Annotated in this window: 16 protein-coding genes and 2 pseudogenes; 9 read left to right on the forward strand and 9 right to left on the reverse strand. The window is 38.7% G+C overall.

Annotated features, from left to right (window positions below; all coding sequences use genetic code 11):
• Window positions 1-442: 442 nt before the first annotated feature.
• Window positions 443-890 (forward strand): annotated as a pseudogene (locus tag NST56_RS19070) (hypothetical protein); the annotation flags it as partial.
• Between the two features lie 9 nt (window positions 891-899).
• Here the strand turns inward: NST56_RS19070 and NST56_RS19075 are convergent.
• The 6 genes and pseudogenes from NST56_RS19075 to tagD all read right to left on the reverse strand — a co-directional run bounded on the left by NST56_RS19075 (window position 900) and on the right by tagD (window position 9,591).
• Window positions 900-2,045, reverse strand: a pseudogene (locus NST56_RS19075) (IS3 family transposase).
• 114 nt (window positions 2,046-2,159) lie between these two features.
• On the reverse strand, window positions 2,160-3,746 hold the full coding sequence (gene tagH / locus NST56_RS19080; RefSeq protein ID WP_339178482.1) for a teichoic acids export ABC transporter ATP-binding subunit TagH: 1,587 nt from the start codon (window positions 3,744-3,746) through the stop codon (window positions 2,160-2,162).
• A 19-nt stretch (window positions 3,747-3,765) separates the two neighbouring features.
• The gene (gene tagG, locus NST56_RS19085; RefSeq protein ID WP_283912637.1) at window positions 3,766-4,593 is read right to left on the reverse strand and encodes a teichoic acids export ABC transporter permease subunit TagG; all 828 of its coding nucleotides are present in this window, start codon (window positions 4,591-4,593) and stop codon (window positions 3,766-3,768) included.
• A gap of 166 nt (window positions 4,594-4,759) precedes the next feature.
• Window positions 4,760-6,928: a CDP-glycerol glycerophosphotransferase family protein gene (locus NST56_RS19090; RefSeq protein WP_339178487.1), complete on the reverse strand. Its 2,169-nt coding sequence runs from the start codon at window positions 6,926-6,928 to the stop codon at window positions 4,760-4,762.
• Between the two features lie 88 nt (window positions 6,929-7,016).
• The gene (locus NST56_RS19095) at window positions 7,017-9,044 is read right to left on the reverse strand and encodes an alpha-glucosyltransferase N-terminal domain-containing protein (RefSeq protein WP_339178488.1); all 2,028 of its coding nucleotides are present in this window, start codon (window positions 9,042-9,044) and stop codon (window positions 7,017-7,019) included.
• A gap of 157 nt (window positions 9,045-9,201) precedes the next feature.
• The gene (gene tagD / locus NST56_RS19100; protein ID WP_010332101.1) at window positions 9,202-9,591 is read right to left on the reverse strand and encodes a glycerol-3-phosphate cytidylyltransferase; all 390 of its coding nucleotides are present in this window, start codon (window positions 9,589-9,591) and stop codon (window positions 9,202-9,204) included.
• A 415-nt stretch (window positions 9,592-10,006) separates the two neighbouring features.
• Here tagD and NST56_RS19105 point away from each other — a divergent pair, with 415 nt between their 5' ends.
• From NST56_RS19105 to NST56_RS19115, 3 genes are all read left to right on the forward strand, one after another.
• Window positions 10,007-10,777 carry a WecB/TagA/CpsF family glycosyltransferase gene (locus NST56_RS19105; RefSeq protein WP_010332102.1) on the forward strand — a complete coding sequence of 257 codons (771 nt, stop codon included), beginning with the start codon at window positions 10,007-10,009 and terminating at the stop codon, window positions 10,775-10,777.
• Between the two features lie 31 nt (window positions 10,778-10,808).
• Window positions 10,809-11,951 carry a CDP-glycerol glycerophosphotransferase family protein gene (locus NST56_RS19110; RefSeq protein ID WP_339178492.1) on the forward strand — a complete coding sequence of 381 codons (1,143 nt, stop codon included), beginning with the start codon at window positions 10,809-10,811 and terminating at the stop codon, window positions 11,949-11,951.
• 126 nt (window positions 11,952-12,077) lie between these two features.
• Window positions 12,078-13,400, forward strand: coding sequence for a teichoic acid biosynthesis protein (locus tag NST56_RS19115; protein ID WP_339178494.1), 1,323 nt, complete (start codon window positions 12,078-12,080; stop codon window positions 13,398-13,400).
• A 104-nt stretch (window positions 13,401-13,504) separates the two neighbouring features.
• On the opposite strand, the gene NST56_RS19120 is transcribed toward NST56_RS19115, so the two are convergent.
• Window positions 13,505-16,147: an N-acetylglucosaminidase gene (locus NST56_RS19120; RefSeq protein WP_339178496.1), complete on the reverse strand. Its 2,643-nt coding sequence runs from the start codon at window positions 16,145-16,147 to the stop codon at window positions 13,505-13,507.
• A gap of 131 nt (window positions 16,148-16,278) precedes the next feature.
• Window positions 16,279-17,229: a mannose-6-phosphate isomerase, class I gene (gene manA / locus NST56_RS19125; protein WP_286059557.1), complete on the reverse strand. Its 951-nt coding sequence runs from the start codon at window positions 17,227-17,229 to the stop codon at window positions 16,279-16,281.
• Window positions 17,230-17,492: 263 nt separating this feature from the next.
• Here manA and NST56_RS19130 point away from each other — a divergent pair, with 263 nt between their 5' ends.
• The 3 genes from NST56_RS19130 to NST56_RS19140 are packed head-to-tail and all read left to right on the forward strand — an operon-like array spanning window position 17,493 to window position 21,177.
• Complete coding sequence (locus NST56_RS19130; RefSeq protein ID WP_286059556.1) at window positions 17,493-18,944, forward strand: spore germination protein; 1,452 nt, start codon at window positions 17,493-17,495, stop codon at window positions 18,942-18,944.
• 5 nt (window positions 18,945-18,949) lie between these two features.
• Window positions 18,950-20,056, forward strand: coding sequence for a spore germination protein (locus NST56_RS19135; RefSeq protein ID WP_339178497.1), 1,107 nt, complete (start codon window positions 18,950-18,952; stop codon window positions 20,054-20,056).
• Window positions 20,053-21,177 (forward strand): Ger(x)C family spore germination protein, encoded by a 1,125-nt coding sequence (locus NST56_RS19140; protein WP_010332109.1) that lies wholly within the window; start codon window positions 20,053-20,055, stop codon window positions 21,175-21,177. Before NST56_RS19135 ends, NST56_RS19140 begins: the two co-directional genes overlap by 4 nt.
• A gap of 36 nt (window positions 21,178-21,213) precedes the next feature.
• On the opposite strand, the gene NST56_RS19145 is transcribed toward NST56_RS19140, so the two are convergent.
• Entirely contained in the window at window positions 21,214-22,593 is a 1,380-nt protein-coding gene (locus NST56_RS19145; protein ID WP_256203214.1) for a sugar porter family MFS transporter, read from the reverse strand.
• 324 nt (window positions 22,594-22,917) lie between these two features.
• On the opposite strand from NST56_RS19145, the gene NST56_RS19150 reads away from it, so the two are divergent.
• Both NST56_RS19150 and NST56_RS19155 read left to right on the forward strand, forming a co-directional pair.
• A complete protein-coding gene (locus tag NST56_RS19150; RefSeq protein ID WP_339178499.1) occupies window positions 22,918-23,904 on the forward strand; it encodes an LCP family protein in 987 nt (328 codons plus the stop codon).
• A gap of 156 nt (window positions 23,905-24,060) precedes the next feature.
• Window positions 24,061-24,921, forward strand: a complete 861-nt coding sequence (locus NST56_RS19155) for a Cof-type HAD-IIB family hydrolase (RefSeq protein ID WP_010332112.1) — start codon at window positions 24,061-24,063, stop codon at window positions 24,919-24,921.
• The last annotated feature ends 5 nt before the right edge of the window (window positions 24,922-24,926 follow it).

The following is a 24,926-nucleotide window of genomic DNA, read 5'->3' on the forward strand; positions in this document are numbered from 1 at the left end:
TTGTTTATCATTTCGACATATTTTTTACGAACCATTAATAATGAACAATAATAGCATAAGTTCCTATAAAAGTTAAGGCTCTTTAAAAATGTCAATCATCAGCAATTTTTGGTATCTACGTTGTATTGATGTATAAATTTTTCAGGCCTAATGTTTCATCCATACTCATTATAACAAGTTTTCTTTTTAGGAAAAATCGATTCTTTTGTCGCGTTTAAGTGAAACTATTTTCTTTCTGCTGCATCATTTATTCTGTACGTCCTCCTCATATTTAATCATCGTCAAAACGTGAAAGAATTGTAATGATAATGTTCAAAGTTCCTAAAGATTTTTGTAGTAGATAGAGTAAAATGTTTTCAGGAAAAGAGAATTTAATCAAACTATACGAATGAGACGTGTTTTTTATAGAAATCTAGATGAAAAGGAGGGTTGGTACAATACAAAAGGAAAAACCGAACTTCTTGAAAAAGTGAAAAATACTTCTTATCTGGCTGACATTCAATATCCGCCAAAAGTATAGGACTCGGACGCGCTGTCTGGTGCTCGGTGCACCTTTATCCGAGATATGAGCCGTTTGCTTGCTTGTAGAAGCTATTGTTCAGGTAGAAACACCAGGATTGCGCCAAATTAAAGTTGGTATAGGCGGAGAAATTCAGCTGACAGACGCCATTCAAAAGCTGAATGAAATCCAAAGAGTGTTTGCTTACGATTTTGAATGAAAGCGCTATGATGTCGGCGTAAAGTTTGACTTTATCACAACAACTCTTGAGTTTGCGATGCAGGATAAAGAACTCCGCGGACAGCTCATACCATTCATGGAAACCTTATTAAATAAAGAAAAATTTAACATAGAAGGCTATTGGATATTCGGGACTGACCCCCGTTTTTGAAAACACCTTTTATACAGCCAATTGCCGATAGCTTATCGGTGATTGGCTGTTTCGTTTGAATACGAATGTTGTTATAATAATAAATGTATTCTTTGACAGTGCGTTCTACGATGGCGGTCGTGGTTCGATCAATGCTGTTAAGATAGAACGTTTCAGACTTTAGTGAGGAATGAAACGATTCGATGGAGGCATTATCAGCGGGCGTCCCTTTGCGGTACATGCTCATGGTAATGCCTTTTGTTTTAACAGCTTTCTGATACTCATAAGATGTATACACAGATCCTTGGTCACTATGTAACACACAGTTCTGAGGCAGTGTTAGCAGTTGATCAAGTGTGTTTAAGACAAAGTCTGTGTCCTGCTTATCTCCAATCGTAAAAGCAATCACTTCTCCATTGTATACATCCAATATACTGGAAAGGTACAATTGTTTCTGTCCATAAGGCAAATATGTGATGTCCGTTACTAGTTTTTCAAGAGGACGATCAGACTGAAAGTTCCGATTCAATATGTTATCGACCACGGCATATGGCTGTCCATTCTTCTTGCGCTTTTTCACCTTAACCCGGCACTGCCACTGATTTTTCTGCATGATACGCTGAACCGTTTTATGGTTAATACGCATTTCTTTTTTTAATATAGCTGTAATTTTTCAATATCCATAATTGATACTCGTGCTCTCGGCACAACGCGCCGATTTGTTTTTTCAAATGGCACTTGGGATGATCTTTCGTCAGGTACTTCTTCCAACGATAATAAGACGCTCGTGAGATACCTAAATGAACACAGATATTCTGTACGGTCATTGTGCTGTGCAATACTTCTACAAGTTCGACTGACGTTTGGCTATCACTCCCTTTCCAATTGGTTATACTTTTTTAAAACTTCATTCTGTTGTCTCAGATAACGGTTCTCTGCCAGCAGTTTCTCTAATTCGGAAGCATACTCCGGACCTTTTCCGTAAGTGTATTGCTTACCAAAAGTCTGTTCGAATCGATGTGTATTCCTAGCCTTATGCCATCTAACCCATGTCTAAACCTGCGTCTTATTCTTGATGTTCAATTCCTGCATGATCTCTTTCATAGGCACGCCTGCCAATCTCATTTCTACAGCCTTCTGTTTGACTTCAATCGGATAACTCACTCTTGTTCCCATACAAAAACACCTCCAAGTCTTATTTCGGATAACAACGATCCGTTTTCAAACTTGAAGGTGTTTTTTATTTGTCTCATCTTATAGGGTCAGTACCATTCATCCAATAGCCTTTTATTATTTCAACATCAAGGTCAGCGTATGCTCTTCATTATCAACTGCAAAGGTCTGATCATCTGTATTCACAAGAAAACGATTCTTGCTGCCGTCGTCATACAATACATTACTGTCACTTAATGATAATGACGTTGGAGTAACGGGAGAAATGTTGTGAAAGATAAGCTGTGACGCTTTATTATCTTCCAATACATAGCTGATCTTTTCATAATCAAAATCCAAAGTCTTTCTGCCGTCAGTTGTTTCTCCTTCTGTAAAACCGTTCAGTTTTGATTGAATACTGTCACTGCTGTCTCCGAGGAACTTCAGGAAGTATTCATAGGAAGCTGCTGCGTTTTGCTGGACATGAGGTGTAAAAGCAGAAGCCGGCAATTCCGCCTTCCTCACATCAGTCACAACAGCGTTCTCCTTCACAAAATAGGAATGTCCGTCAAACTTAACTTTTGCTGCTTGTTTGCCTTTTGCGCTTACGGTCACTGCAGTACCGAAAGGCAGTATAACGCCGGCCTTCTTTTTCAGATCTTCGTCTTTATAAACTGCCGCTTCCTTGTCAGCTATAAAGCCTTTTTTATTCATTGCAGTTAGGCTTTCCTCCATCTTGTCCTTTGCATCGCTATGATGATTCTTGACTTCATTTTGAGGAATTGCGCCAAACGAAGCAATTGTTCGAAGCGGGGCATCAAAGAACATCGTGCCCGCAATAAAAACTGTCAAGAAAGACAAAATCGTAATTTGTACTGCATTGGCCAGTGATACTGGCTTTTTCTTCTTTTTGCGGAAACGGGCAAACGCTTCAGGATCTTCTTTCTTGCGCTCTTCCGTTTGCTCTTTTTTATATGTTTCTTTTTCTTTTTTCGAGAGCTTATTAAACCAGTCAATAAACGCTTTGTACTCTTTGACAACAGTTTTTGTCTCATCAAACATACGAAGCTCGCCGTAGTGCATCCAAGCGACGCGGTCACACATCTTTTCAATCTGGCCGATGGAGTGGCTGACAAAGAAAATGGTTTTTCCTTGCTTTTTAAACTCATTTATTCTGTCTACACACTTCTGATAAAATGTTTGGTCCCCTACGGAGAGCGCTTCGTCAATAATTAAAATGTCAGGGTCAATATGAACGGAAATCGCGAAACCGAGACGAGATTTCATACCGCTGGAATAGTTTTTAACCGGCTGATTAATAAAATCGCCAATTTCTGCAAATTCAACGATACTGTCATACATGTCATCAATTTCTTTATTTGTTAGACCCATCATCAAACACTTGAGCCGAACGTTGTCCCGGCCCGTCAATTGATTATTTAAACCGGCTGCTATCGCAATCAGCGACGGCTGGCCGTTCATTTCTATCTCACCGCTGGTCGGCGGAATGATTTTAGCCAGCAGGTTAGACATGGTCGATTTCCCCGACCCGTTTATCCCTACAAAGCCAATTGTTTCTCCCTCATACACGTCAAAGGAGACATTCCGCACAGCAAAAAAACCATTATCCTTAGCTGGAAAAAACAATCCTTTAATCTTGTCCGATTGTTTTTTATACAAATGATACTGCTTTGAAACATTTCGAAACGAAACTTTTAGTTTCATCGTACAATCTCCTTACGTATTAAAGAAAGTCAACAAACTTGTCTCTGAATTTCATATGCAGGATAGAACCTACTGTTAGTAAAAGAAAAGTGAATAGCCAGAAATACAGCGTGTATTTTATGTCTTGGAAGAACCACTGGCCGTCTAAGAAGCTGTTCCGGAAACCCTCAATAATATAGAATAGCGGATTCAGCTTCAAAACAGGTAATAATTCTGGATGATTCTGACCGAGTTTTGAATTGATATCCCAAAAAATTGGTAACAAGAAAAACAAAAGCCTTGTTACAGCTTGAAGTAAAAACTGATAATCCCTTACCAGCACGCTGATTGTTGAATTAAACAAACTAAAAGAAAACATAAAGGCAATCAAGCAAATAAAGTAGTAAATATATTGTAACCAATGCAAACTTGGATATATTCCGTTAACTAACAGTACAATGATATAAATCACCATCATAATAAAATAGCTAAATAAGTTAGAAGCAATGGCCACTGAAGGCAGAGAACTAATCGGAAAATTCATTTTAGCTACCATCTTAATCCGCTTAAATACACTGTTTGAACCATCAAGTATAGTTGGACTGATAAAAAACCAGGGAATTAACCCTGCCAGCATCCAAACAATAAAAGGCACTTCACCGGCTCCGGTCGCGACAGGCCCACCTTTTCTAATTCCCATGCCAAATACAAACCAGTAGGCAAGCATTTGGATAAGCGGGTTTAAAAACTGCCAAAGAACACCCAAGTAATTCATTTGATATTTAGATTTCGTTTCATAAGCCGCCAATCTTAAAATTAAAGGAAATGACGTTATTTGCTCTCTCAGTATTCGCAATAAATCATTCATTTTTTATCTTCCTTAGACTTAGTTGATTTTTGGAAATCTTTCTGTTTAAGAAATTGAAAGCACCGCTGATAATTGTAACAGATCCTGCATTTTTTTTCACTTCTCAATAAGTGTCAAAAAGCTGCCGAGACTTCGACAGCTTTCAGATCTTAAAAAATGCCAGAATTTATTGTGCTCTAAATACAGTATTTACTACTTTTTCAGATGAACGTCCTGATTCTAAGTAACAGAACTTATCATAGAAAGGTTCGAATGAAATTGGTAATTCGTAATTAGGTGATGCAATTTCCTTAATAGCCTCAATGGTTTCTTCAGTTGTTTTCACTAATGGACCCGGTGCATCCTTTTCAAAATCAAAGTAGAAACCTCTCAGCTTATCACGGTAAGTTTCAATATCAGGTACAAAGAAAAGCATTGGCCGTTTTAAATTTGCATAATCAAAGAATACAGAAGAATAATCAGTAATTAGCAAATCAGAAATCATATACAATTCACGAATATCCTCATAAGCAGAAAAATCAAACGCAAAACCTTCATAAGGCCCCAAATCAAAATTCTCAGCTACAAGATAATGCATTCTTAAAATAACGATATATTCATTTCCAAGTTCTTGTCTTAGCTGATTCAAATCTAAATCAAGGTCAAATTTATAGCGTCCTTTTGCATAGAATTGATCATCTCTCCATGTAGGGGCATATAAAATTACTTTTTTATCACTTGGAATGTCCAATCTGCCTTTAATCGCAGATATTGTTTCTTCATTGTTATCATTATGAAGAAAATCATTTCTTGGATAACCAGACTCAATCATCGTTTTGTTAAACTGAAACGCCCGGGCAAAAATTTCAGATGAATATGCATTAGGAGAAACTAAATAGTCCCAATTAGAAGCTTCTCTTATAAAATTCCTCTTATATTTCTTTGTATTTGTTCCAGGCATATGCACTTCTTCCATATCCATTGCCAGTCTTTTCAACGGCGTTCCATGCCATGTTTGTACATATGTTGTGTGTTCAGGTTTTGGAATCCATAATGGAAGCCTGCTGTTAACAATCCAGTACTCCGCCCTCGCCATAGCAAAAAGCCATTTTATCGAAAGTCGGTTGATATAAGGAATTTTCTTTTCATCAAATGGAGCTGAATATTGTTTGTTTACACTCCAGTACATTTTGTACTCAGGATGGTTTTCCCGCATATATTCATAAATTGCTCTCGGATTACAACTGTATTGTTTTCCGTTGAAACTTTCAAAAATGATTGTTTTTCGTTTAACGGGCATCTTGCTGGCCATCATAAATAGTGATTTGTAAATTTTAGTGATGAACCGGTTTCTCACTTTTGTTAGTTTTTTGATTTTTGATACAAACCGTTTCTTTTTGCCTTTAACAAAGTACTTAATCCTTGTGTTCATGCTATAGTCGTTGACTCTGATGCATACAGTTTGTTTCTTTTTCTTCTTGAAAATCTCATAACGAATCAGCCCGTTTTCCGATTTCACAACGCTCACTAAACCTTTTAGTTTATTTTTCCTGTCCCCTAAAACCAAAGCAGTGCTGTTAAACACAATTTCTGTTTTTTCTTCATCAGTACATATATACTCCATAAATAAACGGTAAACAAACCGTTTTTCAATGGAGAAAGGAATTTCTTTTAAAGGAATTTTCACTTCAAAATGATATAATTGCGGCATAAAACCGTCTTCTCTGGTTTGGTCAATCCCTTGCATTTTTCTTTCAAGCTGCAATGGAAACTTTTCCTCAACCGGCGTTTCTCCGCCCTTTTTCATGATAAGATTCATGTCTTTTATTTGATATTGATTTTCAGAACTCAGATATCCCACATAACCCTTTAGGGTAATTTCTTCAGTATTAATCCCTATATCGTCAAACCTTACAATTTTGGCTTCCCTTTTTACCTTTACTGAAAAATTGCCTTTATCAGTTTTATATGGTAAAACCAAAAGTCCGGTTGTTTGATCAATATGAAATGCAAGCTCAACCGTATCTACTTCAGCAGAAAGACGCTTTTCTTGCGGCTGTTGCGGTTCTGTATCTTCGTTTTTTTCGCCAAATATTACATAAAAGTCATACGTTTGGCCCATTTCAAGCGGCATAGGCAAAAGATGAACATCAATATCTGCTTTGTACTCTAATAAATCAGTATTTTGAAGCATAAATTCAGCTTCTGTACCTGAACGTCTCTCTTTTAACTTTAAAAATAACTCTTGGTTCTCTAAAAGTTGTTGGTCAGTATCAATAACAATCGACAATTCCAGTTTACCTAATCTGTTTTTCAAGCTTTTCAAAATACATTTAATCACAGTATTTTCACTCATTACTATTGTCTGCTCCTCTGTATAAAAGCTCTTACCTTACTGCTTCCCTATATAAGGTTCACAATAACAGCACTGCATCGTTAAGGTATTAACCTTCTTTCAGTTCCGTTAATTTCCAAGAGAAATTACCTTTTACTGTTGTATAGGGTTCTATGCAATAACCGAGATCCGTCATAACATGATTCCTGTCAAACTTTATTTCTTCACTCGAGACCCTGCGCATGATTTTTATGTGATTAGTTCCAATAAAACGAATATAAAAATCAATGACCTGAGTTTTATTAGCTGCTATTTTTTCAATATTAATATCTTTTTTCAGGTCAATTTTAAAATGACTGTCATTTAGTAAGGGAATATTAATCAACTCAGCCTTGTTCTTTCTGTCCAAGCCCACTAAGCTTATTTGTTTAACTAAATCTTCCTGGACGTAAGGGTCAAGTTTAAGTTCAAGTTCAACCTCATCCTGATCCTTAGTATATGAACTGATTGACAGCTCTTTTTTCCCTATCTTTTTAGAGAGCATTGCTTTTTCTTCACGAACCTCAATCATTCGGGTCAATGCATAACCCCAATTTCCAATATAGTTGGATCTAGAATATTTCTCAGCCATTTTAAAAGCTTGTTCTGAGAATTTTTGATGAGTTTTTTCATCTCTCATTAAAGAGATGATGCCCTCAGCCAGTTTTTCTATATTATACTGCTCAATGACATATCCATTAACCCCGTCACTTACAAGACTCCTTGCTCCATAATCATAATCATACGTTACAACAGGACACCCATTGCTTAGTGCCTCCATATTTGAGAGGCCGAATCCTTCAAAGTGGGAGGTTGATATCGTAAGCCACGCTTTCTGAAACTCCAAATCCGGATTATTTGTATAACCTTTCAAAAAGACGTTATTCTGAAGTTTATGCTCTTCAATCTCTTTTTTTATTTTTTCGAAATCTTCACCAGATCCGAATATATCTAGTTTAGCTTCGGGAATTTCTTTCACGACTAAGCCAAAAGCTTTTACTGCATGTGTTAGATTCTTCATTGATGCGAGTCTTGAAATAATGACAGCTTTGTATTTTTCACTCGGCACATTCAATACATTAGGATTAAGCGGCTTATCGATTGTATGCGGAGTAAAGAAAAACGTCTCTTGATCTCCTGAGATTAATCTGAAATCGTCTATTTGTTCTTCCGTTATAAAAAAGATAGCATCCAGATTATACATTTGACTGAATACTTCTTTGTAACGGCCTTTGATTTGGTATTTATTATTGCCATAATGTTTATTATGAATAATAGCTCCATAATAGGTAGAAGGTGATTTCTTCACTTTGAAAACATGTTTATCCTGAGGCCGGCTATCAACTAGGAATAGCTTCGGTACATCGTTTTCATTTTGTAAATAATCTATCCAAAATTGACGCAGTTCCGATTCGTCTTTAACTTTTTTTTCGCCCTCTAAAGAATACCAAGTGAAATGTGAGAATTGAATATCCTTCTCTTCACTGTTCCATACATAGTGCTTGTCTAAATAAACTTGATTTTTATCATTAATATATTCCTGCAAAAACATCTTATTTAATTGCACATCATAATGAGTTACAAGTGCTAGACCGCCGTTTTTTGTATATTCTTCTCGCTTTAAAAGCTGACTTTTATCATTCCAATAATCAACATAACGGATTGTCTTTCCGTCAGCAAAATAAGTTACGGAAATTTCACTGTTTCTTTTGCCAAATAGCTTTGATACAGTTTTGGCGAATTTCCCCATACCAACTTGCTTTTTTATCTGTTCAAGCCCTAATTTTTCATCATAGGACCTTTTCACATTTGTTTTCACACTTAAAAAATCATCATATAAATTAATAACACTAGTATATTCTTCATCGATCTTACCGTTTTTATACAATTCCTGCTTTTTAGAAGCCAATTCAAGATCAAAGCGAAATGTTAAAAAAAATGTTTTTCTGCTACATTCTTCTCCAAATAATTTTGAACGCAATAACAGTGACTTTGTCAGACCGCCATAATTACTCGGCAGGCCACCAGAGATAAAATAATAATTCATGTCAGGTATTTTTTGTTTTATATTAAATTCACTCACCGCATGTAAAGACATTTCTTACTCCCTTCGGCTCCTAGAATGTATGTTCATTGGAATTGATATCTTTTCCGGATACATTTGTATAAAAATCAATGTAAGCATCAAAAAGTACTTCTTATTTCAATAAGAAGTACTTTTTTAGATATTAAGCCAATGATATCAGGATCCCAAATTATATACCAGCGATTTCCTCTTTAATCTTTGTTGTAGAGATGCCTTCAGTTCGAGGAAGGTAGATAACCTCACACTGATCTTTAAGGAAGTCGAATTTACCTTCCCAGTCATCCCCCATAACAAAAACATCTATATTATGATCAATAATATCCTGCTTTTTTTGTTCCCAGCTTTTTTCAGGAATCACTTCATCAACATACCGAATAGTTTCTAAAATTAATTTACGGTGCTCGTAGCTATGATAAGCCTTTTTTTGCTTTTGTAAGTTAAATTCATCCGTTGAAATAGCAACAACCAAATAATCACCAAGTTGCTTTGCACGCTCAAGCAATTTAATATGACCCCAATGCAATAAATCAAAAGTTCCGTAAGTGATGACTTTCTTCATTTAGAGAAACTCTCCTTCCTAATGTTAAAGAACACTATTAAAAACACTACCGTCGTTAGCGATTGAATTCTAAATACCCTGCAAAACTTTTGTTTACATTCCTTATATCGACATATTTCTCGTATGTCTTCACTGATCACTAATTATAGCATACAGCCCACAAAAGGTTAAGTACTCATGCAGAGAAAAAAGTTCCAAAATATGTAAACAAACTAAAACTGCTTTGCTAGCAAGGATTATCGTTCATCCGTTCATCCAATTGTAAAAATGGAAACATATTTAAATTTAATGTAAAGATAATGTTAAGCCTTTGTTCGGGTTTTATGTTAAAATATACGGTAGGTTATTTTGTTTTTTTATCTCTTCGGATTTTAACTATATAAGTAAATTTTATTAAGGGAAGGAGGATCCGGACATGCAAACTGAAACTATTCATCATATTCCTTATGTAAACAGCGACCTTACATCCTTTATGAATTACCTTGAACAACATTATATTGATCAAGAAATCGGCGCTTTTATTTCTACGGTTAATCCTGAAATAGGATATGCGGCTATTAAAGATAGAGATTACTTTAATGTATTGTCCTCTTCAAACTTTATTTTGCCTGATGGCATTGGAGTAGTCATGATGTCCCGATTGACTAACAGCAGACTTCAATCCCGAATCGCAGGATTCGACGTGTTTAAAGAGTTGCTCGGCATTGCTAACAAAAAGAAAAAACGTATATTTTTATACGGTGCGAAGAAAGATGTTATAGAGAATGTCGTATCCAAAATTTCTGCTGAATATCCAAATATACAAATCACGGGCTATTCAGATGGATATGTCCAAGATAGAAGCAAAGTAGCAAAACAAATTGCAAGTGCAAAGCCAGATATGGTATTCGTAGCATTAGGATACCCTCATCAGGAAAAGTTCATTCATAACTACAGACATTTATTCCCTCAGGCTGTTTCAATAGGACTCGGCGGAAGTTTTGATGTGTTTAGTGGCAATGTCAAACGGGCTCCTTCCTGGATGATTCGTTTGAATTTGGAATGGTTTTATCGTTTAGTGACAAATCCATGGCGTTGGAAAAGAATGCTCAGCATTCCAAAATACGCTTTAGCTGTGTTAAAGGAAGAAAAAACCGGAAAGCCTTTTTATCCGAAACCTGAAAAAGATCATACAAAACAGTTATAACGAAAATATATAAACAAGTGGATTGATAAAAATGAAAATAAGATCATTATTGGCGAATTGCTATTTGTATTTGTTATCAGCAATCGCCTTTTTTCTGCAATGGGTTAAACCTAGGAATACTGTAACACTTCTTATCTCGTTTGAAGCAAACGCAAAAGCGATATTGGAGGAATATGAACGAAAACAGTACCCATTTACGTTAAACATTTTGTATACACAGCAGGCATCCTCTATAGCTGAGAGATTTTCTCATATCCAAACATATTCTTTAAAAGAAAAAAGTCCTATTCATCTTTTTAGAGCCGTTTATCTCATGTTTAGCAGTAAAGTCGTTCTTACAGATAATTATTTCTTGTTAACAAGTGTGCTAAATAAACGGCCTCAAACGAAGTGTATCCAAGTCTGGCACGCAAACGGCTCTTTAAAAAAATTTGGTTTAGAGGATATAACAAACCTGCAACGAACACAAACTGATTTGAAAAGGTTCAAAAAGGTATACAGGTCTTTTGATTATATAACCGTTGGTTCTGAAGAAATGGCAGATATCTTTAAGAAATCTTTTGGGGTAAAGGATCATCAATTATTAAGAACAGGCGTGCCTTTAACTGATCCATATTACACTGATAGCAAAAACAAGGCTGCTGATTTTCAAAAAAACAAAAAGAAAATTATTCTCTACGCACCGACTTTTAGGGATTATGATATGAATACAATACAATTGCCTTTAACCGAAGAGCAACTCATTCATGAGTTAAACGGAGAATATGTTTTATTCGTTAAACTGCATCCCGCAGTTCAAAACAATATAGCCTTTACCTCTTCTAGTCATTATATTAAAAATGTTTCAGACTACTCTCTGTATGATTTACTCATAACGGCAGACATATTAATCACTGACTACTCTTCGATTCCATTTGAATATTCTATTTTAAATAAGCCGATTCTTTTCTACACATATGATCTTAAGAAATATAATGAAGAACGTGGGTTGATTGATAATTATCTTTCAGTCATACCGGGAAGAGCCTGTTATGACAGTCAGTCATTGATGCATGAAATCCTCAGAGCTTCCTTTAATATTCCCGCAATTAAAGATTTTTCAGCAAAGTGGAATATGTATTCTAGAGGTAATTCCAGTAAGAATCTATTACAATTTATAAAAGATCAAATATAATACATTTGTTTAACACTTGTTCAAAAGCAGAACAAGTGTTCTTTTTTCTCTTGACTACCGAACATATGTTTGCTTTAATATACATAGTTGCTTCTGGCAGCAAAAATTGATAGAGGTGATGAACATATGGCCCAAAAAGACCTGTTTAATTTCACAAAAATAACTCCAAAATTATTTACTGAACTTCGTGTTGCTGACAAAACAGTCCTTCAATCATTTAATTTCGACGAAAAAAACCACCAAATTTATACAACACAAGTGGCAACCGGGATGGGAGGCGGTAGCCCTCAAAGTTATCGGATAACCCGTCTTTCTTTTGAAGGATTGCAATTGGACAGCATGCTATTGAAACATGGAGGACACGGCACAAATATCGGGATTGAAAACCGAAACGGCACCATTTATATCTGGTCACTATACGATAGACCAAATGAAACAGATAAAAGTGATTTAGTTTGTTTTCCATATAAAGCTGGCGCTACTTTAGACGAAAAATCCAAGGAACTTCAGCGCTTCTCTAATCTCCCTTTAAACCATAGAGTTACACCTTCACTTGATATGAAGAATAGACAGCTGGCACTTAGACAATATGATACACTCAAAAATAAACAATGGGTTACTGTCTTTAACCTGGATGATGCAATTGCAAATAAAAATAACCCTCTATATACGATAAACATTCCTGAAGAACTTCATTACTTACAAGGGTTCTTTTTAGATGACGGCTATTTATATTGGTATACAGGAGATACTAACAGTAAAACGTATCCCAACCTCATTACTGTGTTCGATACTTCCGGTAAGATTTTGTTACAGAAAGAAATTTCTGTTGGCAGTGACCTTTCTTATCGATATGAAAATAATTTCCGTGAACCTGAAGGGATTTGCATGTACACTAATCCCGAAACTGGAGCAAAATCTCTGATGGTGGGAATCACCAGCGGTAAAGAAGGCAATAGAATAAGCAGAATTTATGCGTACCACTCTTATGAAAATTTCATGAATCATGTGCCTATCATTCGGACTCCTTTATTAAAAACTGTCGGTCATCAAGAGAAATCACCAGAGAGATTCCAACCTTTTATTCAAACATTCATATTAGAATATAATGCCCAAAATAAAAAATGGGCGGTTCCAGCTTCAGGTTATTTACCATCATACACATCAAATTTAGTCAAAAACTTAACTATCAACTCAGAGGGAAACCTCCAAGTTAGTTTAAATGAACGCTATATCAGTTTACTCCATCAATCAATAGAGGGAGATTTTCGTTTAAAACAGAAGGATATCCGCATGGGATCTTGGTATTTTGCCGGCGGTGAAAAATCAAATGTTCTTGAGATAGGTTTTATCAAAGGAAACACAAAAATCAGACCTGATGATGCTGCCATTCCAAATGGTTCAAGAATGAGCGTATTTATGATTGTTGCTGACAAGATTGAAGTATGAAATTAAGAATAGGCTGAAGCATACAGAGCTTCAGCCTATTTTTTAAAAAGTAAAAAGATAACAAATAGAGATTGCATAACGAATCATAAGTTTTTCAGTTGCTATTATTGATACTCCGGAACATCATAATACAGCGTGTATCCATCCAGCAATGAATACAGGCTGTACATGCGGTTTACTTGTTTGTATGCCCAGCCGATGTCTGTTGCATATTGGTGCGCAGCTGTGGCTGACCATCTCATCTTGTATAGCGTATCTTGATTGTAGGCTGTGTTATGAATGTAGGATGTTCCTATGAATTTGGCGCCCCCGATAATGGCGGCTTCTGGAGTGAACCAGCCTTGCTCGTATGCGTATTTGGCGCCGTAGTAGTTCGGGTTACTATCGTATGCGCCGATTCCGTACATGTTATAAACGGTTTTTCCGTTATAGGTTAAACCATTGGCCAAATCGGATGTTCCGTTGCCTGTTTCAAGGAGAGCGTGTGAGATTAAATATAGCTCGTTGATGCTGTACTTATTTGCGGCATCGATAAATGCCTTTGCTTTCCCTGTCAGGATGCCTTTGCCCGCAAGCACTTTCTGATTGACTTCGGCAACGCTGAGGCCGGCTGTCTGTGACAGCTTAAGAAATTGGAAGTAGTATTTGCTGTCCATGGAAAAGTTGTTTGGGTCAACGTATTGTCCTACTTCATCACTGCTAGCGTTTCTCCACCCCATATTGATTTTAGCCCAGCCGTTTGTCTGGCCGATGATTCTCACTTTATCACCTTTTTTTAATTGGCCGATGACGTTCGTCGGACTGACTGCCGGTGTTGACCGGATGTTAAGGACATCAGCTGTGACCGTTGAGGTTGCAGTATTGATATATGTGAGTGATACGTAAGCTGCACCGTCGGTTTGCGGGCTGACTTTCATTTGTTTTTGAACCATATCACGAAGCGATAGATTATAATTCGTTTTCATGATTTGCGGACCGTTTTTGATTTTTACAGTGGATGATGTCCATCCATATAATTGCTTAAGCTTCGCTGATGCCGCTAAGGCTGCACTATTGCCTGTGAATTGCTCGTTAAGACTAATTTTATAAAGCGTGTTGCTTTTGGTTGTGTAGTTCGCGCTTAACTGTTGAGCTTTAAAATAGTTCAGTCCATTGTTCAATGCTGTTTTGCTGCTAAGCTGAGATGTCAGGATTTTGTATTGTGTATATGCTGTCGCGCCTGTTTTCGCGGCCGTGCCAGAGGCGTTATTTTTTTTGAGAAAAGCAAGTACACGATCGATGTCCTCTTTGTTGATGATCGCCTCAGTGGTGATTTGATATTTACTTCCTGTTGTTTGACCCGTTTTTTTGCTTGCGGCTGAAATTTGATTCGATTTAAAAAACGTTATGGCTTCATTGACTTTTGCCTTATCCAGCAAAGATTCAGTTGTAATTTTAAACGTGTTGGCAGTTTGTTTTTTTACTGTTTTTGCTGTAGCACTCAGCTTATTTTTCTTTAAAACGTTCAAACCTTTTGTAACTTTTGCTTGGTCTGTTGTTTCTTCAGAAATGAGCTGATATTGGTTTTCGGTTGTTTTTCCAGTCGCTTTTTTCGTTGCCTTTACTTTTTTCTGTGTAAAGAAGGCCGCAGCTTTGTTGGCCTGCTGCTCACCTAAAATCTGTGCAGTTGTAATTTGATAGGCAGATGACGTTGTCGTTTTTTTCACGGCAGATGATGTGTAATGCCATTTTTTCTTTTTGAAGAATGCATTGACCTTTTGAAGCTGCTGCTTCGTCAAATTCTTCATGTTTACAGTATATGATGTGCTTTTGCCAACCTTTTGATAATATGCGGACACCCCAGTGTTTTTCTTGATCTGGCTGACGGCGTCCTTCACTGTATTCAGCCCTTTGAAATAAGCCGATTGGACATTGTATACGTCCGCTGTTGTTTTTTGATTGATTGACTTGTAGCTTCCCGTAATTCCGGTGCTTTGTTTCAGCTGCTGTAACAAAGTCTTTGCATTTGCTTCGCCTGATATAGGGGCTGTTGTAAACGTGTAATAGGCTTGGCCTTTCACTGTTTCTTTTAACGATGCCTTCAGTCCCGATTCTTTTTGGAATGCATTTTTAACTTGCGCAGCCTTGCTGTCTCCGATCATAGCGCCAGATTGAATGCTTGTCACAGATACTTCATGTGTGACAGGCTGGTACGTGCTTTTTATCCCCGTTTTCTTTGACAGGCCTTGGATAAGCTCCTTGACCTTTTTCTCATCCGCTATTTCCGAGGTAACCACGTTCATGTAAAACTGGGCTGTGCCGGACATCTTCACAGCGCCGGTGACACCTGTTTCCTGCTTAAGCTTGGCCAGCAGGGTGTTTGCCTGTTTTTCACTTGATATTGCGCCGGACGTGATGGTCATATACGGCTGTTTGCTGCCGACTGGACTGGATGTGCCTGTAATGGCTGTCTGCTTTGTCAGTCCGCTCAGCAAAGTTTTAGCTTCTGCTTCGCTATGTATGCCTGTAGCGGTAATCTGGTAAGTTGCTGTTGTGCCTGAAGCCTGATAGGATGCATCCCAACCTGTGTCTTTTTCGAGTTTGGCGGCAGCCTGAGAGGCTTGGATTTCTGTACTGAATGTTTTTGCCGGCTCCACCTTATAAATCGAGTAGTCCGTATACGCTGCAGCCTGTGCTGAGCCGGTTATGGTAAAAAAGGCAAGGGACGCGGCGGACAGAAGCATCGGTGCGATTAATCTCTTTTTCATTCCTTCTCCTCTTTCTTATTCAATGAGTATATAAAACTAGTTTATTTATCGGCACACATATGCTCTATTTATAGGTCAATCCATTCCATTTTTGAAAAATAAAAAAACTTAATCTCAAAGTGAGATTAAGTTTACATGTGAGACACAATCAGTGTGCATGTGCCTTTAATTGTGAAGTCGGACATATTGTAAGGCAAAATAAAATGATTGCCCTTTTGAAGCGGGCATGTTTCTTTTCCATAGGTAAGCGAACCGCTTCCTTCTATTACACTGCATATCAAGAAGCTCTCATCCTGCGAAAGCTCAGCCTCCCCATTAATGTCCCATTTATAGACGGAAAAGTATTCCCCTTGGACAAACGTTTTAATTGTTATTCCTTTTCTTGTTTCGGTTGATTCGTCTATATATCCGTCCACATGGGGAACGGTCGCCGCGTTAATGGCTTTTGCAAAATGAAGCTCCCTTGGCTTGCCGCTTGTTTCGAGACGGTCATAGTCGTAGACCCGATATGTGGCATCTGAATTTTGCTGGGTCTCTAACACAAGTGTCCCTTTACATAAAGCGTGTATCGTACCGCTCGGCACATAATAGAAATCACCTGGCTTAATCTTGATTCTTCGCAGCAGCCCTTCCCAGTCGCCGCTGTTAATCATTGTGACAAGCTCAGTTTTTGAGCGGGCCGTATGTCCGTAAATAATTTCTGCGTTTTCTTTGCAGTCAATAATATACCAGCACTCCGTCTTGCCGAGCTCCCCCTGTTCATTCTCTCCAGCATAATAATCATCGGGATGGACTTTGATCGACATATCTTCTTTTACGTCCAGCAGCTTCGTCAGTAACGGGAACCGGTCTCCCTCCACGCCTCCAAACAATTCCCGGTGCTCATCCCAAAGCTCGGTCAATGTCTTTCCTTTATACGGGCCATTCGCAACAGTGCTCGGTCCTTTTGGATGAGCGGAAATGGCCCAGCACTCCCCTGTTGTTTCTGATGGAATGTCATACCCGAAGGCATCGCGTAAAGCGGTGCCGCCCCAGATCTTTTCTTTAAACACTGGCTTGAAAAAAATCGGTGATTGCGTCATGATCCGTACCCCTCCCCTTTAAATGGCTGATCATTATTTTCCCGGTGCGTGCCCCTTACAAACGCCCGTATGTCTGTCTGCTTTTCAATGACAACATATGTACACAGCATGATGTATCCATGACCCCTTGAGAAAACGCTTCCTTTTTATTATATCACTTTGAAAAGAAGGTTTGTTTCAGCCTTTTCCTTATGAAGAATAATTCTCCTTTTTTGATACAAATTAAGAAAAACCGTCAATATGTTTTATAAAGGGGAGAAACTATGCAAATCGACTCTGATCTCCAGCGTAATGTAGAAACATTGAAAAAAAAATTGGGGCAAAACGACGATATTATGTTTTATACGTTTTCTTTCGGAGACAGCAGACAGAAGGCTTGCCTGCTGTATATTGACGGTTTGACAGAAAATAAGCTTCTGGCGCAATACGTCATTTCTCCTTTACAAAAAGAAGCGTTAGCTCAAAAAGATGGCTTAATTGAGGATTTATCCGCTTTCTTTTTCGGCTATCATCACAGCGTTGTTTCTTCAATAAACGAAATTCAGCAGCTCGTTTTTTCCGGACATACCATTCTGCTGGCTGATGGTTACAGCGCGGGGCTGGCATTTGACACAAAAACATTAAAGTCGCGCAACCTTGAAGAGCCTACATCTGAAGTCTTGGAACGCGGGCCAAAGATTGGCTTTATTGAAAAGCTGCGAATAAACACGGCGCTTTTGCGGGAGCGGACGAGTGACCCTAATCTCGTCATAAAAGAAATGACAATAGGCAAAAGGACGAAAAAAAAGGTAGCTGTCGCTTATATTAAGGATATTGCTCCTGATTATGTCGTAAAAGAAGTGTTTAAACGGCTAAAGTCCATCATGACAGATGATTTGCCCGAATCAGGCTCACTTGAACAGCTCATTGAGGATGAACCTTTTTCCGTCTTTCCCACAATATTAAGCACAGAACGTCCTGATCGTGTAGAAAGCTCGTTGTTAGAAGGACGGGTTTCGATTTTAGTTGATGGTACGCCATTTGCATTGATTGTACCGGCAACGGTTGATGAATTTATTCATTCACCGGATGATTACAACCAGCGCTGGATTCCAATGTCTCTTATTCGTTTGATTCGCTATACGAGCATTCTGATTACCATTTATTTGCCTGGCTTATATATTTCTCTCGTTACCTACCATACCGGGCTTTTGCCAACGAGAATGGCCATTTCGATTGCAGGCAGCAGGCTGAATGTACCTTTCCCGCCTTTTGTCGAAGCCTTTAATATGATATTTACGATAGAACTGATCAGGGAAGCCGGTTTAAGGCTGCCAAAGCCGATCGGACAGACGATTGGGTTTGTCGGAGGGGTTGTTATCGGACAAGTAGCAGTACAAGGCCAAATCGTCAGCGCATTAATGGTCATTGTTGTATCAATTACCGCATTGGCATCCTTTACCGTTCCGTCATACGCCTTTAACTTCCCGTTGCGGATTATTCGTATCGCGGCAATGTTAAGCGCGGCAGTATTGGGCATGTATGGCGTCATCATGGTCTTTCTGTTAGTGATCGGCCATTTAATGCGTTTGAAAAGCTTTGGCCAGGATTATATTATTCCGATAATGGCACAGCCCGGACAAGATTTAAAGGACACTGTGATTCGCGTCCCTACCCTATTTTTAAAAAGAAGGCCGACCCGCAAAGACACAAAAGATAAAATCAGACAAAGGTGATAGCTATGATGCAATCAGAGGACAAGCTTACATTTATGCAGACGCTTATTATGGTAAGCAGTACAATGATCGGTGCCGGCGTCTTAACCCTTCCCCGCTCAGCAGCTGAAACAGACAGTCCAATCGGATGGATCATGATCCTGCTACAGGGCGTTATTTTTATTATTATTGCACTGCTTTTTTTGCCTTTTCTTCAACGAAACAAGGAGAAAACGATTTTTGAGCTAAACAGTATTGCAGCCGGAAAATTCATCGGTTTCTTTTTGAATGTATTTATTTCCATTTATTTTATCGGTATCGTATGCTTTCAAGCGCGAGTTTTGGGTGAGGTTGTCGGATTTTTTCTTTTAAAAAACACACCGATGGCAGTTGTCGTGTTTATTTTTCTGGCGGTTGCCATCTATCATGTGGCTGGGGGCGTTTACCCCATTGCGAAGGTATATGCGTATATCTTTCCTATCACTATTATTATTTTCCTTATGCTTCTGATGTTTAGCTCTCGGTTATTTCAACTGGATTTTATCCGACCTGTATTTGAAGGCGGCTATCGAAGTTTTTTCTCTTTATTTCCTAAAACTCTTTTATATTTTTCAGGATTTGAAGTCATTTTTTATCTCATTCCCTTTATGAAAGATCCCAAGCAGGTAAAAAAAGCTGTCGCTTTAGGCATTGCAACCTCGACTGTTTTCTATAGCATTACCTTGTTTATGGTCATTGGCTGTATGAGTGTAGCTGAGGCAAAAACAGTGACGTGGCCGACCATTTCTCTCATCCATGCATTAGAAATTCCAGGGATTTTTATTGAACGGTTTGACCTGTTTTTACAGTTAACTTGGACAGCCCAGCAATTTGCATGTATGCTTGGCTCCTTTAAAGGGGCGCATATCGGATTAACAGATATCTTTCACTTAAAAAATAAAAACAATCCATGGCTGCTTACTGCATTGCTGGCTGTTACATTTTTTCTATCAATGTTTCCTGAAGATCTGAATGCCGTGTTTTATTACGGTACACTTCTCGGTTATGTATTTCTAGGTGTCATTGCAATACCATTTTTTATCTGGTTTTTAAGCTGGGTACAGAAAAAACTGGGGAGGGATCAGCTGCAATGAAGACAACGATGAAGCTTGCAGCAATGGTTCTGATGCTGCAGATGCTTTGCGGATGCTGGGATGTCAAAGATATTGAAAAACTGTCTTTTGCCAGAGGACTTGCCATCGATGAGACCGATGACCATCAGTATCAATTAACGTATCAAAATCTTCTTCCCCAAAGTGAAGACAGCCAAGCAGCCGGAAAACCCGAATTTGTCAATGTGACGTCCTACGGGAAAACTATTTTAGAAGCAGTCAGTGATGTATCCATCAAGGACCCTCCTATCTATAGCGATCATTTAAAAGTCATTCTTTTGGGAGAAAAGCTAATGAGGAATCAAAACATTGATCAGGTCTTCAACCATTTCATCCGGGACGATGAGCTGCGGCGCAGCAGCTATTTGATGGCTGCCAAAGGGAAAGCCGGAGATGTTTTTACGAAAGGAAGTCCGAAGCAGCAGATGCCGATGCCTTCCGAAAAGCTGATTGATCTGACCAATAACAGCGGTTATAACGGGAAGATTATGTTGCCGCTTCGCATCGGGAGAGCCTCAATCTATTGCCAAAATGGCTACAGTTTTCTCATTCAAGCCGTTAATAACCAAAAGGGAAAAGCAAAGTATGACGGGGCAGGCATTATCAAAAGCGGCAGTAATAAACTCGTTGGATTTCTTTCAGCTGATGAAATCCAGACACTGACATGGGTCATGGGGACGATCCAAGGAGGCGTCATGCCGACGACAGATAAAGGGCATCCGATTACATTTGAGATTAAAAAGTCAAAATCTAAAATCAAACCGGCGATTGAAAACGGAAAGCCTGTCTTTCAGATCTCTGTCAAAACAAAGGGTATCCTGACAGAAGATCAAAATCCGAATGAAAATTCCTTTCGTAAAAGCTATTTGCACAGGATTGAGAACATTTTTGAGAAAAAGCTTGAACGCGATATAAAGAAGGTTATGGATAAACTGCAGCATGAGTATAAAAGCGATCCGATCTTTTTATCGGACTACATCCGGATTCAACACCCTGAATACTGGCATAAAGTAAAAGGACATTGGGATGACATATTTTCTGATGCTGATTTTAAATACGATATTTCTTTCAAAATCGTTAACTTCGGCACAGTAGGACAGTGAGAAATCAAAAGGGTGCGCATGCTCGCGCACCCTTTTTTATGTTCCGACAGTCTGCTGTTTTCCGGCAGATCCTCCCTGTCCGTTTTTGTCCCTTAAATCTTGCTCAATTTCTTCAAGGCTTTTTCCCTTCGTCTCTGTCACTTTAAACCGGACAAATAAGAACGCCATGATACCGATCGCGGCATAAATCAGGAATAAATAACTGATACCGATCGCTTCCATTAATATTGGATAGGTGAGTGAAACAATCAGTGTCCCAACGTGCAGCATCAAAGTCGATACACCGGTACCAATTCCTCTGACATGGAGCGGGAACAATTCAGGAAGCATCACCCAGACAACCGGGCCCCAGCTGACGGCAAATACAACGATAAACACGCCTAAGCAAATGACTGTCGTCCAAGATGCGGCCGGGGTGTTATCGAAAAAGAGATTCACCATAGCCAGGATGATCAAGCTGATCACCATGCCGGCATTCCCGAATAACAGCAGCGGTTTTCTGCCGACTTTATCAATGATTTTAATGGCGAGAAGAGTCATCAGAACATTCACTGTTCCGATTCCAACCGTTCCTAAAATAGAGGCGGAGTTTCCGAACCCAACGTTTGTAAAGGTCTTCGGCGCATAATAAATGATTGTATTTGTTCCGATAAATTGCTGCAGAAACGCCAGTCCCAGGCCGGCAATCAGAGCGGGACGCACCCATGGATCGAACAGCTCCTTCAGACCGCCTTCGTCCTCTTTTTCCGCTTCTTGAATATCATGAATTTCTTGATCAATATCCTTTGTGCCACGCAATTTTTCGAGAACCTTTTTCGCTTTATTCTCTTCGCCATTCGTAAACAGCCAGCGCGGGCTCTCCGGCATAAACAAAATACCAATCAGCAATAGCAATGATGGCACGGCAGCAAGTCCAAGCATCCAGCGCCACGCTTCTGCATCGGCAAATATGTAATTGACGATATAGGAAAGCAGGATGCCGACCGTAATCATCAGCTGGTTGAGGGACGATAACGCACCCCGTTTCTCTTTTGGCGCAAGTTCAGACAAATACAGCGGCACGATCGTTGTCGATGTTCCGACTGCCAGTCCCAGAAGGATTCTAAACAGCACCATCACTCCTGTATTTGGTGCAAGCGCAACACCCAAGCCGCCTATACAGAACAGCAGCGCGGCAGCCATAATCGCTTTTCTTCTGCCAAAACGGTCCGTCAACTTGCCAGCCGCTCCGGAACCGAGTATCGCTCCGATTAATAAGGAGCTGACAACAAGTCCCTCTGTAAAGGCATTGAGGCCTAAATCCTTTTTCATAAATAAAATGGCTCCCGAAATGACGCCGGTATCATAGCCGTATAAAGCGCCACCAAGAGCGCCGAAAAAATAAAGCCATATATTTGACTGCTTCTTCATAGAAATGACTCCCTTTCTCCTATCAGTGATCCAATGGTACTGTCCACGGAGTTTTTTAGAAATCTATTAGCCTATTTTTCTGACAAGTAAACCTATGAAGACGTACAAACATCACATATCCATTAATTTACTGGCGTTTTTTTCAACTTTACCGAAACATTTTTTTCTCCAGCGGCGTCCAATATAAGGTGATTCAGCACATTATCATTCATCTTAAAAAACAAAAACATATAAATATAGGAATTTTTATCGAATATTGTCTTATCAGGAGTTGCCGTATGGCAAAATGAATGGTACGCTTCAACTATTAATGAAACGTGAGGTATTGATATGGAAGAACGATCACAGCACAAGAAGAAAAAGAGACGTCTGAGAAAATGGGTTAAATTATTAATTGGTTTTATTGTTATTTTAATAATTGCAGCTGGTTCTATTGGTACCTACGCTTATGTAAAGTTAAACAATGCAACAAAACATGCACATATTGATTTAAATGATAATGGTCAATCAGTTAAACGCATCAAAGAATTTGACCCAAAGAAAGACTCATTTACTGTATTACTCTTAGGTATTGATTCAAGAGTTGCAAAAGGTGAGACGGTTGATGATGCTCGAAGTGATGCTAATGTCTTAGTTACTTTTAATCGAAAAAATAAAACAGCAACAATGTTAAGTATTCCTAGGGATTCTTATGTCAACATTCCCGGTTATGGTTATGATAAATTTACACATGCACACGCATATGGAGGGGTAAAACTCTCAGCAAAAACCATTGAAAACCTTCTAGATATACCAGTCGACTATGTTATAGAAGGTAATTTTGATGCCTTTAAAGACGTCGTTGATGAATTACATGGAGTCAGTATAGATGTGAAGAGCGAAAAAATTGCTAATCAAATTAAAAAAGATACAAAAGGAAAAGTCGTCTTAAAACCTGGCGTTCAAACTCTAAATGGTGAAGAAGCGCTTGCATATGTAAGGACACGTAAAGCTGATACAGATTTCCAACGAGGACAAAGACAGATGGAAGTCTTAGATGCTATAATAAAAAAATCTAAATCATTAAGCTCTATTCCAGCATATGATGATATTGTTGATAGTTTAGGGAAAAACCTTAAGATGAATTTATCTTTAAATGATGCAATCGGTTTATTTCCTTTTATAACCTCTTTAAAAACAGTTGATACTGAACAGCTTACTGGTTCTGATATTTATCTCTATAGCTCTCGTGAGCGGAAAAAACTTTATTATTTAAAACTTGATAATGAAAAGTTGGAAGAAATAAAAAACGAATTAAAGAATGACATAAGTAATTGATTTTAACGGAATGGTCTTTACCATTCCGTTTTTTTGTTCTTATTGTTGAAAAATAGGATCGTAAGGTTTAGCCTTGACCTATACGATTTATGTTTCGTATGAAAGCTGAACATACTACACGAAGCAGTTTCATTTTTAAGGAGGTTTCCCCTACATATGAAATTAATAGCCATTGATTTAGACGGTACATTGCTGAATAAAGAAAGCATTATTTCTGAGGAAAACAGAGCGGCTATCAAGCGGGCGCTTGATGCAGGCATCCTCGTTACCATTTGCACAGGGAGAGCAACGTTTGATGTTAAAGCGCTGCTGGAAGACTTGGATATCCCTATCATCGCGGCAAATGGCGGAACGGTTCATGACAAAGGCTACCGCCTGATCAGCCGGACATTAATGGATCAAGAGGCCGGCAAAGCGATCGCTGATTACCTGCTCTCAAAAAATATTTACTTTGAAGTATATACTGACGACCATCTGCTTTCTCCTTTTGACGGCGAATCTAAGCTTCAAGCAGAGCTTGATATTTTAAAGAGCGCAAACCCAAATGAAAACACGGATGAATTGTGGCAAGGGGCCATGACTCAGTTCAAGCAGTTTGGCATCAAACCAATCCCGCATATCGAATCGATTTTTGACGGCAGCGAAAACATTTACAAGCTCCTTTGCTTCTCTTTTGATATGGAAAAACTGAGACATGCAAAGGAAGAACTAAAGCATCATAAAAAACTGGCGCAAACCTCTTCCGGAAAGCACATTATCGAAATTCTCCCAGCCTCTTCCGGCAAAGGGCGCGCGTTGACTGAGCTTGCCGGCAAATACGGAATTGAGACGCAAGATATCTATGCGATTGGTGACAGCCCGAATGATTTATCCATGTTCGAAGTGGCAGGACACCGAATCGCCATGGAAAATGCAATTGATGAACTGAAAGAAAAAAGCACTTACGTGACGAAAAGCAATGATGAAAATGGCGTGGCCTATTTTATAGACCAGCTTCTATCCGGCCAATATGCATAAAAAAA

The organism is Bacillus sp. FSL R5-0560, assembly GCF_037966305.1.
GTDB lineage: Bacteria > Bacillota > Bacilli > Bacillales > Bacillaceae > Bacillus > Bacillus mojavensis.